The organism is Streptomyces sp. NPDC023573, from assembly GCF_055559735.1.
The window spans coordinates 1-14,813 of the sequence record NZ_JBVHKB010000008.1 but is presented as its reverse complement, the minus strand read 5'-3'; the positions used below and the strand labels follow the sequence as shown (position 1 = coordinate 14,813).

The window sequence follows — 14,813 nt, the reverse complement described above, 5'->3', positions numbered from 1 at the left end:
TTGTGTGGAAGCACCGCGTTCGGCCAGGGATTCTCTGTCGCTTTCGCGAGTTTCTTCGCAGGGAATACCGGGACAACTGGTGAGCAACTCAGGGAAGAGCGGCCTGAAATCGTCCGGACACGCCTTCGAGTTACCGGTAGGTCAGTAGTAGGCTCGCGCCGTTTGTTGACGGAACTCCGGCCGACGCTCGGTGGGCTGCGGCAGGAACACCCGAACGACCACGAAGACCGGGCGACCGGAACCACCGGCTCCGGCACGACCACCCCCGCGGTGCGGGGCCGAGCTGGGGGAGGCCATGCGCTTTCGCGGGAAGTCCATCCGCAGGAAGATCGTGGCGTTGCTCCTGGTGCCGCTCGCCTCCCTCACCGGTCTCTGGGTCTTCGCCACCTACGTCACCGGCCGTGAGGCCGGTGAACTGATGGGCGCCAGCGCCATCGTGGAGCAGGTCGGCCACCCGCTGGAAGACACCATCCGGGCCGTCCAGGGCGAACGCCGCCGGACACTCGTCTTCCTCGCCGACCCCCGGGCCTCGGACGCCCTGCCCCTCCTGCGCCGCGAGCGCGCCCGGACCGACCGGGTCGTGGCAGAGGTCAGGCGGAGTGCGAAGAGCAAGGACGTACGGGACAAACTGAGCCCGGAGTCGGAGGCCCAGCTCGACTCGATCCTCGGCGAGATCGACGGCCTGGACGCGCTGCGCGGATCCGTCGAGAAGCGCACCATCGACCGGACCAGGGCCCTCGACTTCTACAACGGCCTCGTCGACCCCTGTTACCGCTTCCTGAACAGTCTCCACACGATGGAGAACGTGTCCATGGACAAGCAGGTCCGGGCGCTGGTCGGCATCTCCAGGGCGCGCGAGATGCTCTCCCGTGAAGACGCCCTGATCGCGTCGGGCCTCATCGCGGGGCGGCTCGGCGCCCCTGAGCTGCGTGTCGTCTCCGACCTCGCCGCCAGCCGCACGCTCCTGTACGAGGTCAACCTCGAACTCCTGCCGGCGAGCGAGCGCGGCCGCATGGAGCAGTACTGGCGCAGCCCCGACACCGAGCCGCTGCGGACGGCCGAGCAGAGGCTCATCGCCGCGGGCCCGATCACGAAGCCGGGCACCATCGACTCCGCGCGCTGGGAGGAAGTGGCGCCACCCGTCCTGGAGCACCTGGCCAACGACGGCACCGAGATGTCCAACCGCTTCCAGGACCGCGCGGAACCCGCCGGCTACCGGGTCCTGATCCAGGCGGGCGTCGCCGGCGTCCTGGGATTCGTCGCCCTGCTCGTGTCCGTCTTCGTCTCCGTACGCGTAGGACGCGAACTCGTCCGCGACCTCTCCCGGCTGCGCAAGGACGCGCACGAGGTGTCCGGGGTGCGGCTCCCCAGTGTGATGCGGCGGCTGGCCGCGGGCGAGCAGGTCGACGTGGAGACCGAAGCGCCTCACCTCAGTTACGAACGCGACGAGATAGGCCAGGTCGGGCAGGCCCTCAACACCCTGCAGCGCGCCGCCGTCGAGGCCGCCGTCAAGCAGGCGGACATGCGTCGCGGAGTGTCCGAGGTCTTCGTCAACCTCGCCCGCCGCAACCAGGTGCTCCTGCACCGCCAGCTGACGCTCCTGGACACCATGGAGCGGCGCACCGAGAACAGCGACGAGCTCGCCGACCTCTTCCGCCTCGACCACCTCACCACGCGCATGCGCCGCCACGCCGAAGGACTCGTGATCCTCTCCGGGGCGGCCCCGTCCCGGCAGTGGCGCAAGCCCATCCAGCTCATGGACGTGGTGCGCGCGGCCGTCGCCGAGGTCGAGGACTACGAGCGGATCGAGGTCCGGCGCCTGCCCCGCATCGGAGTGGGCGGCCCGGCCGTCGCCGACCTCACCCACCTGATCGCGGAACTCCTGGAGAACGCCACGGTGTTCTCGCCCCCGCACACCGCGGTGCAGGTCCACGGCGAACGCGTGGCCAACGGCTTCACCCTCGAGATCCACGACCGCGGCCTCGGCATGGCCCCGGAAGTCCTCCTGGACGCCAACCTCAGGCTCGCCGAGACGCCCGACTTCGAACTCTCCGACACCGACAGGCTCGGTCTCTTCGTCGTCAGCCGGCTCGCACAGCGGCAGAACGTCCGCGTCTCCTTGCAGATCTCACCGTACGGAGGGACGACCGCGGTCGTCTTCATCCCGGCACAGCTGCTCACCGACGCCCCGGAGACGCACGGCACGGGCTTCCGCCTCGACCGGCGCGCCGAGAAGGCGGTCGGCGGCGGCCGGCCGGGCAGCGACGCGCCCGGCAGCGACAAGGCCCGCAGGGACGGAGTCGCGGACAAGAGCATCCCCGGCAGGCCCTCCGGACTCTCCCCCGTCCCCACGGGTCTCACCGATCCGTCGGTGCTCGACGGCCCGGTCGAGCTCGAAGGCCCGGTGGGCACACTCGGGTTCACCGACCCGGCTCGCGACCGGGAACTCGATCCGGCACTCGGACCCGTCCTCGACGGCGTATCCGACCTGGAGGACACCGAGAGCGAGCGGGGGGGCATCTTCCGCGCCCGCGACCTGCGCAGGGAAGCCGACCGGGAACAGCACCAACAGGCCTTCGACCCCTCGGACGGCCGCTCGGCGGACGTCCGGCCGATGCGGCCCTCCGGCCCCGTCCCGCTGCCGCGCCGCAAGCCGCACACACCCGGCACCGGCCATGGACGCCGGATCGGCGACGGGGGCCGCTCGCACCCCGGCACGAACGACGGCCCCCCCGAGGCCCCCGGCTCCGAGGCCGCCACCGCACAGGAACGCCCGAGCGCGTCCCCGGCCGACGAGGCGCCGCCGAGGCTCAGACCCGCACCCGGGCCGTCCGCACCGGACACGGTCGGAGGCCTCCCGCGCAGGGTCCGGCAGGCGAACCTCGCCCCACAGCTCCGGGAGGACTCCGCAGGGCGGACTTCCGGTCACGCCCCCGCATACACCGACGACGACCTCGAACGTGATGCGGACGAAGTACGCAACCGCATGGCTTCGCTTCAACGCGGCTGGCAGCGCGGCCGTCGGCAGAACGCCGAGGACGCGACCGGCCCCGGCGAGGCAGCACCACGAACCACTCCGGGAGGGGACGGTCGATGACCGCACCGAACGCCGCAGCACACAACTCCTCACGCCAGGGCTCCGGCGAACTCAACTGGCTCCTCGACGAACTGGTCGAGCGCGTCGCGAGCATCCGCAAGGCGCTGGTGCTCTCCAGCGACGGCCTCGCCACCGGCACGTCCCAGGACCTGACCCGTGAGGACAGCGAGCACCTGGCGGCCGTCGCCTCCGGGTTCCACAGCCTCGCCAAGGGCGTGGGCCGTCACTTCGACGCCGGCCGGGTCCGGCAGACCGTGGTCGAGCTCGACGAGGCCTTCCTCTTCGTGACGGCCGCAGGTGACGGCAGCTGTCTCGCCGTCCTGGCCGACTCGGACTCGGACGTCGGGCAGGTGGCCTACGAGATGACCCTGATGGTCAAGCGCGTCGGGGCGCACCTGGCCAACGCCCCCCGGACCACCGGTCTGCCCGCCGGAGGGTGAGGCGAGGGGATGAGCGCAGACTCCGCCCGGGACACCGCGCCCGGATCACCGCCCGCGCCCGCAGGAGCGGGCTCCTCGCGCTGGTACGACGCCGAAGCGGGTCCGGTGGTCCGGCCCTACGCGATGACCCGGGGGCGTACCAGCAGCGCGTCCCGTCATCGTCTCGACCTGATCGCGATCGTCATCCCCGAACCGGCGGCCGACGATCCCGGCCGCGACCAGACGCTCTCCCCGGAACACGTGGAGATCGTCGAACTGTGCAGCGACATGCCCCAGTCGATCGCCGAACTCGCCTCCGGACTGGACCTCCCCGTCGGGGTGGTCCGTGTCCTGGTCGGTGACCTCGTCGAGGACGAACTGGTGCACGTCACCCGTCCCGTTCCGCCGGCCGAGCTGCCGGACGAGAGCCTTCTCCGCGAGGTGATCAATGGCCTTCGGGCGCTCTAGCCGCAAAAGGCGGCACGTCGAACCCGTCACCCTGAAGATCCTGGTGGCCGGCGGCTTCGGCGTGGGCAAGACGACCCTGGTGGGCGCGGTCAGCGAGATCAGACCGCTGCGCACGGAGGAGAGGCTGAGCGAGGCCGGCCGCCCCCTCGACGACGTGTCGGGGGTCGAGGGCAAGCACACCACGACGGTGGCCATGGACTTCGGCCGCATCACGCTGCGCGAGGACCTTGTCCTCTACCTGTTCGGGACCCCCGGCCAGGACCGCTTCTGGTTCCTCTGGGACGAGTTGGCCCAGGGCGCCCTCGGTGCGGTGGTCCTCGCGGACACCCGGAGGCTGGAGGACTGCTTCGCGGCGGTCGACTACTTCGAGCGCCGGGGGATCCCGTTCACCGTCGCCGTCAATCTCTTCGAGGGCGCCGAGCAGTTCCCCACCGGGACGGTCCGGGCGGCACTCGACCTCGACCCCGAGGTGCCGGTGCTGCTCTGCGACGCACGTGACCGGGCGTCCGTCAGGGATGTGCTCGTGGCGGTCGTGGAGCACGCCATGGTGCACGCCGACCGGCTCCGGGAACCCGCCAGGACCTGACGGCCCGACCGCCGCACGTAACGCGGTCCGTACCCCCGCCGACCGGGGTACGGACCGCGCGTACGGTGCGGGGGGCAGCGGGCGTGACAGGAGTCTTCACCCGGGGTGACGACCCGTCAACCCTGTGCGCGCACCGGGGTTCACCGGTTCTCGGCGAGCCACTCGGCCGCGGTCTCGGCCAGCTCCCCGTCCCGTCCCGCGAGCATCATCCGGATCATCTGCACGTCTCCGCGCAGCGACCACGCGGGGTGGCCGAACGTGGCCGGGTTGTTCCTCTCGACGAGGAAGTGCGCCGGCCACGCGGTGCCGTACCCGATGAGCGGCAACGCCAGGGCGTAGCGCCTGCGGCCGCGCGCCAGACCGTACGCGGTGACCGCGAGACCGGTCAGTGTCCCGGTCAGATGGACCCATCGCGTCGCCGCCCTGGAGTGCATGGCGACGTAATAGGGCCAGAACTCTTCATACGAACCGAACGTCTGCTGTGACATGAAGGCACCGTAATCGCTCGGCCGGCAACCGGATACGGCAGTTCCGCGTCCGAGACCATGAACGGACGGCCGGAGCCCACGGGGGTGGTCCCGGTCGCCCGTTCCCCTCCCGTCCCGTCAGTGGCCCGCCACGGAGCGCCTGGCCACCGGGAAGTCGAAGTAGGTGTCGGGGAAGAGCTCCGGCTTGTACGTGAAGTGCCACCACTCCTCCGCCAGATTCACGAACCCGAGGCCGACCAGGGTCTCCTTGAGCAACTGCCGGTTGGCACGCTGCGCTCCCCGCACCCGCGGGTCGTCCGTGTGCGACAGGGTGTCGAAACAGTCGTAACCCGTCCCCATGTCCACCGAGTTGTCCGGGAAGCGTTCACCCTTCGGCGCGTAGCACGGGGCCAGCTCCTCGCCGGGCTCGTACGGCCTGGTCGGCAGTGCCGGCAGCTTCACCAGGGTGAGGTCGACCGTACTGCCCCGGCTGTGCCCGGATTTCTCCGCGATGTAACCGTCCTCGAACAGCCGTGTCTTGTCGACCATCGGATAGAACTCCGCCTTCATGGCCTGGTCGTCGAGGTCCTTCGCCCAGCGGACGAAGTGGTCCACGGCACGCTGCGGCCGGTAGCAGTCGTACACCTTGAGCGAATACCCCTGGCGCAGAAGGCTCCGCTGGGCCGTCTGCAGCGCGCGGGCGGCCGGCCGGGTCAGGATGCAGACGGGCTGCCGGTAACCGTCCACCGGCTCTCCCATGAAGTTGTGCGCGGTGGTGTAGCGCATCTCCGTGATGATCGTCGGATCGACGGAGCGGAGGTCGACGAACTCCGGCGGAGCCTTGGGTTCGGGCCTGGCCACCGCCACCGGGGCGGCGGCGGTCACGGCGAGCAGAGCGGCGCCGGCAACGGCCAGGGCGCGGAGAAGACGAGCAGTTCCTGTCATGGGCACACCGTCTATCAGCTCCGGAGCCGCAAGAGAAGAGTGATCGGATACAGTCCGCCCGTGAAGGACTCCCACTGCGGTGGCTGCGGGGCCCCGTACGCCACCGACGCCTGGCCCCGCACCTGTACCGTCTGCGCTCGCACGGCCTACCGCAACCCGCTGCCCGTCGCCGTCGCCCTGCTGCCCGTCACCGGACCGCACGGCACCGGCCTCGTGGTCATCACCCGCACGATCCCGCCGCACCCGGGCGGCATCGCGCTGCCCGGCGGCTACATCGACCGGACCGAGGACTGGCGCCACGCCGTCGTACGCGAACTGCGCGAGGAGACCGGCATCCGCGCCGACGAGACCGACGTACGCCTCGCCGACGCCCTGAGCTCCCCGGACGGCCACCTGCTGCTCTTCGGCCTGCTCCCGCCACGCCCCGCCGGGCAACTCCCGCCCTCCGCACCGACGGACGAGACCTCGGGACACGCCGTACTGCACACCCCGGACGAACTCGCTTTCCCCCTCCACACCCAGGCCGTACGCTCCTGGTTCGCCGGCGCCTACGGCTGAGCCGGCAGCCCCCGCACGCGCACCGGGTACGGCACCCGCGACTCCTCGCCGTCCCGTTCGACCACCACGCGGCCGGCCCTCAGGCGGGACGTATAGCGCTCCACCTCGGACCACTCCCACCCGTCGCCCGCGTCCCGCACGACCAGCCCGCCCCCGGTACGCCCGGCCGGCGGAGCCCACACCTCGAGTTCGAGAGCGCCGTCCGGGCCCCGCACCGGGATCACGGCTCCGGCCCTCGCCAGCACCGGGATCCGGGACAGCGGCGCGTCCACCACCGCCTGGCCAGGGCCCTCGTACGCCTGCCCGGTCGCCGTGTCGTACCAACGCCCGCGCGGCAGCCGCACCGCGACGCGGTCCGCGCCCTCCTCCAGCACCGGCGCGACCAGCAGCGCGTCACCCAGCAGGAACGCGTCCTCGCAGTCCCGCAGCTCCCGGTCCCCCGGGGCGCTCCACCACACCGGCCGCACATAGGGCGCACCCGTCAGCCGGGCGAGCTGGGCCAGGGTCACGAAGTAGGGGTGCATCCGCTCCCGCTCCTCCAGCGCACGCCTGGCGTGCGTGAGGACCTCCGGCCCGAATTCCCATGGCTCCCGGCGCCCCGCGTCGATGGCCGCATGCGTACGGAACAACGGCATGTACGAACCGAGTTGGAACCAGCGCAGATACAGTTCGGGCGACGGCGAACCGTCGAACCCGCCGATGTCGGGCCCCGAGTACGGCACCCCGCAGAGCCCCAGACCCAGCACCAGGGCCAGCGAGGCCCGGAGCCCCGGCCACCCCGTCGCCACATCACCGGACCAGGTCCCGCCGTACCGCTGCAGCCCCGCCCAGCCCGAACGGGAGAACAGGAACGGCCGCTCGTCAGGGCGCAGCCGGCACAGGGCCTCGTACCCGGCCCTCGCCATCGTCAGGGCGTACACGTTGTGGGCCTCCCGGTGGTCCCCGCCACGCCCCTCCAGCGAATGCCGGGACGAACGGGGGAGCGACGGATCCCCGAAGGCCGAGAACGACACCGGTTCGTTCATGTCGTGCCACACCCCGGCGAACCCCTGACCGAGCCGTTCCTCGTACAGCGCACCCCACCACGCGCGCACCAGCGGATCGGTGAAATCCGGATAGACGCACTCGCCCGGCCACACCTCACCCAGCACCGGAACGCCCTGCGGGTCCCGGACGAACGCGCCCTCCGTACCGACCTCCAGGCCGCTGTCGAACACCGCGTTGCCCGCCGACGCCCGCACCGCGGGATCGACGATCGAGACCAGCCTGACGCCGTCCTCGCGCAGCTCCTTCGCCAGCCGGGGGAGACCGGGGAACCGCTCCCGGTCGACCGTGAAGACCTGATGCGCGTCGTAGTGGTCGATGTCCAGATGCAGCACCGACAACGGCAGTTCCCGCTCCCGGTACCCCGCGACGACCCGCCGCACCTCCTGCTCGCTGCCGAACCCCCAGCGGGCGTGCTGCGGGCCCAGTGCCCACGACGGAGGCAGCGCGGGCGCGCCCGTCAGCGCCGTCCAGCTCCGCAGCACCTTGGCCGGCGTACCCACGACCACCCAGCAGCGGAGCGGGCCGCCCTCCATCCGCACCTCGCACGCCCCCGGCCGGTCGTGTCCCGACCCCGCGCCCTCCTCGCCCTCGCGGAGCGTCACCCGGCCCGCCCAGGAGTTGTCGTGGAACGCCAGATGGGTCCCCGCGTCCGAAACCACCATCTGCACCGGCATCGTCAGATACAGCGGATCGTCCTCCGGACCGAAACGACCGCCCGGATCGGTGTTCCACAGCCGGTACGTCCCCTCCCTCAGCCTCGGACCGCCGGCTCGGCCGCCCAGCCCGAAGAAGCGGGCGTCGGCGGGGACCTCGGACCGCTGCACCCACCGCGCCGGACCTCCCTCCACCGGCTCCCACCAGCGCGGCGGCAGCTCCCGGCGCAGCACCACTCCGCCCGGCGTCCGCAACTCCAGCGCCCCGTGCCGCGACACGGCGACCGTCAGCCGCTCCGCCACCACCTGCCAGCCGCCGTTCGTGTCCGGCTCCAGCCGCGCCCGCGTATCGGCCTCCGGCCCGTCCCCCGGCAGGGCGTACGAGGGCAGCGGCCCGGCGCCGTCCCAGGACCAGAACACCGCACCGCCCGCCGCCACCCTGACCCGCAGCTGCGAACGCGCGAACCGCACGACTCCACCGCCCGGCCCGGGCTCCGCACCGATCAGAAGCCCGGGCACCCGCGCCCGCTCCGCACCACGCGCCGCCAGGGCCCGCGCGTCGGCACGCCGGCGCCGCCAGGCCGAGCGGACCGTGCGCATCCCCTGCACAGAACCGACCATTTTCACCGAGCGCACCAGGTCACGACCATCCATGCGGGCCACCCTGCCATCCGCCCGGACCGAAGCGTGCTCCGTTCAGCTTCCGTTCACCTGTGGCTTCACCACACAACCGGACACGCGGTCATGGCAGGGGGACCCTGGTGCGCAAGACGATCACATGGCATCGTCCGTGACAGCCGTCCACGCGCACACCCCAGCCCGTGCGCGCGACGCACGCACACCCCGCGTACACCCGAAAGGCCAGGGAGCCTCCATGACCTCAGCAGCCGGCGAAGCCCCCCTCTGGCAGCCCGATCCCGAGCGCGTCGAGGCGGCGGCCGTCACCCGCTTCCAGCGATGGGCGGCCGGACGCCACGGAGCACCCGCCGACGGCGGCTACGCGGCGCTGCACCGCTGGTCGGTCGACGAACTCGACACCTTCTGGGAGGCCGTCGCCGACTGGTTCGACGTACGCTTCTCCACCCCGTACGACGCCGTCCTCGGCGACCGCACCATGCCCGGCGCCCAGTGGTTCCCCGGCGCCACCCTCAACTACGCCGAGCACGCCCTGCGCACGGCCGACGACCCGCTCCGCGCGGATGCCCCCGCGCTGCTCTACGTCGACGAGACCCACGCCCAGGCCTCCATCAGCTGGTCCGAACTCCGGCGCCAGACCGGCTCACTCGCCGCCGAACTCCGCGCCCTCGGCGTCAACCCCGGCGACCGGGTCAGCGGATACCTCCCCAACATCCCCCAAGCGGTCGTCGCGTTCCTCGCCACCGCCGCCGTCGGCGCGGTCTGGACCTCTTCCGCCCCCGACTTCGGCGCCCGCAGTGTCCTGGACCGCTTCCAGCAGGTCGAGCCCGTCGTCCTGTTCACCGTCGACGGCTACCGCTACGGCGGCAAGGAGCACGACCGCAGGGACACCGTCGCCGAACTCCGCAGCGAACTCCCGAGCCTGCGCGCGGTCGTCCACATCCCGCTCCTCGGCACGGACGCGCCGGAAGGCACCCTCGAATGGTCGGCGCTCACCGCTTCGGACACCGAACCGGTCTTCGAGCAGGTCCCCTTCGAGCACCCGCTGTGGGTGCTGTACTCCTCCGGCACGACCGGACTGCCGAAGGCCATCGTCCAGTCCCAGGGCGGGATCCTCCTCGAACACTTCAAGCAGATCGGGCTGCACTGCGACCTCGGCCCCGACGACCGCTTCTTCTGGTACACCTCCACCGGCTGGATGATGTGGAACTTCCTCGTCTCCGGTCTGCTCACCGGTACAACCGTCGTGCTCTACGACGGCAGCCCCGGCTACCCGGACGTCCAGGCCCAGTGGCGTGTCGCCGAACTGACCGGCGCTACCTTCTTCGGTACGTCGGCCGCCTACGTCATGGCGTGCCGGAAGGCGGACATCCACCCCGGCCGTGACCACGACCTCAGCCGTGTCCAGTGCGTCGCCACCACGGGCTCCCCGCTCCCGCCCGACGGCTTCCGCTGGCTGCACGACGAGTTCGCCGACACCGGCACCGACCTGTGGATCGCCTCCGTCAGCGGCGGGACGGACGTCTGCAGCTGCTTCGCGGGCGCGGTGCCCACCCTGCCGGTCCACATCGGCGAGTTGCAGGCCGCCTGTCTGGGAACCGACCTCCGGTCCTGGGACCCCTCGGGCAAGCCGCTCACGGGCGAGGTCGGCGAGCTCGTCGTGACCGCACCCATGCCCTCCATGCCGGTCCGCTTCTGGAACGATCCCGACGGCCGCCGATACCACGACAGCTACTTCGACGTGTACCCCGGCGTGTGGCGCCACGGAGACTGGATCACCCTCACCGACCGCGGCTCGGTCATCATCCACGGCCGCTCCGACTCCACGCTCAACAGGCAGGGCGTCCGGATGGGGTCCGCCGACATCTACGAGGCGGTCGAACGGCTCCCCGAGATCCGCGAGTCCCTCGTCATCGGCCTCGAAGAGCCGGACGGCGGCTACTGGATGCCCCTGTTCGTCCACCTCGCCGAGGGCGCCACGCTCGACGACGGACTCCGCGACCGCATCAAACGGACCATCCGCGAGAACCTCTCACCCCGCCATGTACCGGACGAGGTCATCGAGGTCCCCGGCATTCCGCACACCCTCACAGGCAAGCGCATCGAGGTTCCGGTCAAGCGCCTCCTCCAGGGCACAGCCCTTTCCAAGGCGGTCAACCCGGGCTCCGTCGACAACCTCGAACTCCTCCGTTTCTACGAGGAACTCGCCCGCGACCGCCACTGAACCAGCCGCCGGACAGCCCGTTGTCAGTCCCCCTGATTACGCTGAGTGAGCATCGATCGACAGCGCACAGGGGGACTCATGGCGCACATCAAACAGACCGACCGCAGCCGGCGGCGCGCCGGAACATCCATGCGACGCGCACTGCGCCGCGAAGCACCCAGCACCATCGGCCTCCTGGTCGACCCGGACGACTTCGCGGCCATGCGCCACTACCGGAGCTTCACCTTCGAGGATCACACGGTCTACCTGCAGCAGGTCGAGGGCCTGCTGCGGACGCTCGCCGCGCAGGGCATGCACACCACCGTGGCCCTCTTCGACCCGGAGGACTACGCGGAGTTCTGCACCGAGTCCGGCCTGGAACCCGACGAACGCACAAGCCGGAGCCGCTTCGTCGCGGAGGTCGCCTCGGCCGGCGCCACCGTGGCCTACACAGGCCAGCCCATCGACACGCTGATCCCGCTGCTCGTCTCACAAGCGGTCCGGCGCGCGACCTGGGAGTACGCCACGATGCTGCTGGCGGGCCTCGGCGACTGCGCCGACTGCGGCCAGGACATCGGGCAGGCCGCCTTCGACCGGGCGTCCCACCTGCTGATGCGCCTGCTGGACACGGCGGGTCCGGGCAACCATCACATCGTCTGCAGCATGCCCATGGAGAACGAACAGCTCCTGGCCGTCCTCCACACCGCCCGTGACACGGACGGAACCGCCAGGCTCGGACCGGCGGAGGGTGCGGAGTTCGCCACCGTGCTCGCCGTCGGGGTCGCGCTCGAGACCCAGGGCGGTGTCGTACTGCGCACCACGGCCCCCGACGCGCCGGACCGGGTGCACGGCTGGCGGCTGAACCGGGGCAGCCTCCTCCCGCTCACCGCGGGCGAGGTCTTCAGCGCCTACTGCACGGACGCCGACACCGGGGAGCCCGTGTCGCCGGAATCCGGCGTCGAGTACTGCGCGGGCTTCGCCATCGGTGCCGACGACCCGGAGGTCCACCGCTGAAAGACCGAAGCGGTTCCCGCCGGAACCGGCGGGAACCCCTTCACATCCGACCGTGCGCGGCGGACGACGTCACTCGCCCGACAGCACCGCCTGCGCCGCGCGCCGTGCGTCGTCGGCGGAGTCCGCCGCACGCGCGGCGGAGGCCGCACGCTCGCACTGCGCGAGCGTGTGCTTCGCCAGCGTCGCCCGCACATAGGGAATGGACGCGGCACCCATCGAGAGGGAGGTGACACCCAGACCGGTCAGTACGCACGCCAGCAGCGGGTCCGAAGCGGCCTCACCGCAGACGCCGCAGCTCTTGCCCTCGGCCCTGGCGGCCTCGGCCGACAGCGCGACCAGGTCGAGCAGTGCGGGCTGCCAGGGGTCCTGGAGCCGGGACACGGCCCCTACCTGCCGGTCGGCCGCGAAGGTGTACTGCGCCAGGTCGTTGGTACCCAGCGAGAGGAATTCCACCTCCTGCAGGATCGAGCGGGCCCTGAGCGCGGCGGACGGAATCTCCACCATCGCCCCGAACTTCGCCTGCAGTCCCGCCTCACGGCAGGCGTCGGCGAACGCCTTCGCATCGGCACGGTCGGCCACCATCGGGGCCATGACCTCGAGGTACACCGGCAGCCCCTCGGCCGCCCTGGACAATGCCGTCAGCTGGGTCCGCAGCACATCCGGGTGGTCCAGCAGGCTGCGCAGCCCACGCACGCCGAGCGCGGGGTTCGGCTCGTCGGCCGGCGTCAGGAAGTCCAGCGGCTTGTCGGCACCGGCGTCCAGCACCCGCACCACGACACGCCCCTCGGGGAACGCCTCCAGCACAGCGCGGTACGCCGCGATCTGCTTCTCCTCGGACGGCGCCTGCTTGCTGTCGTCCAGGAAGAGGAACTCCGTGCGGAACAGTCCGACGCCCTCGGCACCGGCTTCCAGCGCAGCGGGAACATCACCGGGACCGCCGACATTGGCGAGCAGCGGCACCTTGTGACCGTCGGAGGTGGCACCGGGACCGGTCACCGCCGACAGCGCCGCCTTCCGGGCCGCCGAGGCGCTCTCCATCTCGGCGCGCTTCTCCTGGCTGGGCTCGACGAAGATCTCACCGGTGCTGCCGTCCACGGCGACGACCGTACCCTCGGCGATCTCACCCGCTCCGGGGAGAGCGACGACGGCGGGCACACCGAGCGCCCGCGCGAGAATGGCGCTGTGGCTGGTCGGCCCGCCCTCCTCCGTCACGAAGCCGAGCACCAGCGTGGGGTCGAGCAGAGCCGTGTCGGCGGGAGCCAGGTCACGCGCGATCAGCACGTACGGCTCGTCACTGTCGGGCACACCCGGCATCGGCACGCCGAGCAGCCGCGCCACGATCCGGTTCCGTACGTCGTCGAGGTCGGCGACGCGCCCCGCCAGGTACTCCCCAGCGTTGGCCAGCAGCGCCCGGTACGCCGCGAACGCGTCGTACACGCCACGCTCAGCGGTGCTCCCGACAGCGATACGACGCTCGACATCGGCGATGAGCTCGGGATCCTGCGCCATCATGGCCTGGGCCTCGAGCACGTGTTGTGCCTCGCCCCCCGCCAGATTGCCGCGCGCGATGAGGTCGGCCGCCACGGCCTCGACGGCCTGGCGGGCACGCCCCTGCTCGCGCTCGGCCTCGTCCGCGGGGATCTGTTTGGCCGGCGGCTCGAGCACCGCGGTGCCCATGTGCCGAACTTCGCCGATCGCCACACCGTGACTCACGCCGACGCCTCGCAGCGTTGTCTCCATTTCACCCGTCTCCGATTGTGCGGTGGCTGCGCCACCGCGGTGGATTCCCAACTGGCTGTTCATCGAGCCGAGGGTGTCACTGCCAGCCGAAGAGAGTCTCGCCGACCTTCACGTCGCCGTCCTCACGCACCTCGGAGAGGGACTCGGCGGTGGCCTCCAGGGCCACGACCGGGCAGATCGCCGACTTGCCGGCGGCCTCGACGCCCGCAGGGTCCCAGCGGACGATGCCCTGACCGCGGGTGACCGTGTCCCCCTTGTTCACGAGGAGCTCGAAGCCCTCGCCGTTCAGCTGGACGGTGTCGATCCCGAGGTGGGTCAGCACGCCGTGGCCCTCGTCGTCGACGACGACAAAGGCGTGGGGATGGAGGGAGACGACGATGCCGTCGACCGGCGAGACGGCCTCGGAAGGCTCGCGTACGGGGTCGATGGCAGTACCGGGGCCCACCATCGCTCCGGAGAACACGGGGTCGGGAACCGCGGTGAGCCCGATGGCGCGGCCGGCAAGAGGGGACGTCACTGTGGTCATGGAGAGCCTCCCAGAGGTGGGGATCCGGATGTCACCGCCACGACTGAAGGAGGGCGGCTTACTGGTCAGCAGCGTAAGTCATATGAAGTCCCGGTTCCGCCCGAGAGCTACCGGTTGGCAGACCTGGAGGTGCACCGGAAACGATTTGCCTCGTCTCGCGGCGGCCTGTACTGTCGTATCCCTGCCCGGCCCCCATACGACTTCGAGTCGGGGGCGGACAGCGACTCCCAAGCCCAGACCTTCACTTTGATTATGGCTTTCGCATGCTCGCGAGACCCCGGTCAAAGGAACGAGAAAGGCCTGATAGAGTCGGACTCGCCGGAAAGGGAAACGCGAAAGCGAAGAACTGGAAAGCGATTGAGCAGGAACCCGCTTCGGCCGGGAATCGGACACGAAAGAGTCTGATAGAGTCGGAAACGCAAGAACAGAAGGGAAGCGCCCGGAGGGCCCCGGT

General features: G+C 71.1%; 12 protein-coding genes. 7 read left to right on the top strand and 5 right to left on the bottom strand.

Annotation, left to right across the window (positions count from 1 at the left end; translation table 11 throughout):
- Positions 1 to 295: 295 nt before the first annotated feature.
- Genes ACZ32T_RS24685 through ACZ32T_RS24670 form a run of 4 tightly spaced genes read left to right on the top strand, consistent with a single transcriptional unit; the run spans position 296 to position 4,570 of the window.
- The gene (locus tag ACZ32T_RS24685; RefSeq protein ID WP_467369060.1) at positions 296 to 3,097 is read left to right on the top strand and encodes a sensor histidine kinase; all 2,802 of its coding nucleotides are present in this window, start codon (positions 296 to 298) and stop codon (positions 3,095 to 3,097) included.
- A complete protein-coding gene (locus ACZ32T_RS24680; RefSeq protein ID WP_356712706.1) occupies positions 3,094 to 3,537 on the top strand; it encodes a roadblock/LC7 domain-containing protein in 444 nt (147 codons plus the stop codon). The genes ACZ32T_RS24685 and ACZ32T_RS24680 overlap by 4 nt, the downstream gene beginning before the upstream one ends.
- Before the next feature lie 9 nt (positions 3,538 to 3,546).
- Complete coding sequence (locus tag ACZ32T_RS24675) at positions 3,547 to 3,984, top strand: DUF742 domain-containing protein (protein ID WP_467265026.1); 438 nt, start codon at positions 3,547 to 3,549, stop codon at positions 3,982 to 3,984.
- Positions 3,965 to 4,570, top strand: a complete 606-nt coding sequence (locus ACZ32T_RS24670; RefSeq protein ID WP_467265028.1) for a GTP-binding protein — start codon at positions 3,965 to 3,967, stop codon at positions 4,568 to 4,570. Before ACZ32T_RS24675 ends, ACZ32T_RS24670 begins: the two co-directional genes overlap by 20 nt.
- Positions 4,571 to 4,710: 140 nt before the next feature.
- Here ACZ32T_RS24670 and ACZ32T_RS24665 read toward each other — a convergent pair whose 3' ends face one another.
- Both ACZ32T_RS24665 and ACZ32T_RS24660 read right to left on the bottom strand, forming a co-directional pair.
- Positions 4,711 to 5,058, bottom strand: a complete 348-nt coding sequence (locus tag ACZ32T_RS24665; protein WP_467369058.1) for an Mpo1-like protein — start codon at positions 5,056 to 5,058, stop codon at positions 4,711 to 4,713.
- 117 nt (positions 5,059 to 5,175) lie between these two features.
- Positions 5,176 to 5,982 (bottom strand): M15 family metallopeptidase, encoded by an 807-nt coding sequence (locus ACZ32T_RS24660; RefSeq protein ID WP_467369056.1) that lies wholly within the window; start codon positions 5,980 to 5,982, stop codon positions 5,176 to 5,178.
- A 60-nt stretch (positions 5,983 to 6,042) separates the two neighbouring features.
- On the opposite strand from ACZ32T_RS24660, the gene ACZ32T_RS24655 reads away from it, so the two are divergent.
- Positions 6,043 to 6,540: an NUDIX domain-containing protein gene (locus ACZ32T_RS24655; RefSeq protein WP_467369054.1), complete on the top strand. Its 498-nt coding sequence runs from the start codon at positions 6,043 to 6,045 to the stop codon at positions 6,538 to 6,540.
- Here ACZ32T_RS24655 and ACZ32T_RS24650 read toward each other — a convergent pair.
- Positions 6,531 to 8,894 carry a glycoside hydrolase family 31 protein gene (locus ACZ32T_RS24650; protein ID WP_467369053.1) on the bottom strand — a complete coding sequence of 788 codons (2,364 nt, stop codon included), beginning with the start codon at positions 8,892 to 8,894 and terminating at the stop codon, positions 6,531 to 6,533. The two genes, ACZ32T_RS24655 and ACZ32T_RS24650, sit on opposite strands and share 10 nt — an antisense overlap.
- Before the next feature lie 220 nt (positions 8,895 to 9,114).
- Here ACZ32T_RS24650 and ACZ32T_RS24645 point away from each other — a divergent pair, with 220 nt between their 5' ends.
- A complete protein-coding gene (locus tag ACZ32T_RS24645) occupies positions 9,115 to 11,100 on the top strand; it encodes an acetoacetate--CoA ligase (RefSeq protein ID WP_467369051.1) in 1,986 nt (661 codons plus the stop codon).
- A gap of 78 nt (positions 11,101 to 11,178) precedes the next feature.
- Entirely contained in the window at positions 11,179 to 12,093 is a 915-nt protein-coding gene (locus tag ACZ32T_RS24640; RefSeq protein ID WP_467369049.1) for a hypothetical protein, read from the top strand.
- A gap of 69 nt (positions 12,094 to 12,162) precedes the next feature.
- Here the strand turns inward: ACZ32T_RS24640 and ptsP are convergent, their stop codons facing one another.
- Entirely contained in the window at positions 12,163 to 13,833 is a 1,671-nt protein-coding gene (gene ptsP / locus ACZ32T_RS24635) for a phosphoenolpyruvate--protein phosphotransferase (protein WP_104790511.1), read from the bottom strand.
- A gap of 76 nt (positions 13,834 to 13,909) precedes the next feature.
- Positions 13,910 to 14,359, bottom strand: coding sequence for a PTS sugar transporter subunit IIA (locus tag ACZ32T_RS24630; protein ID WP_467369047.1), 450 nt, complete (start codon positions 14,357 to 14,359; stop codon positions 13,910 to 13,912).
- Between the last annotated feature and the right edge of the window lie 454 nt (positions 14,360 to 14,813).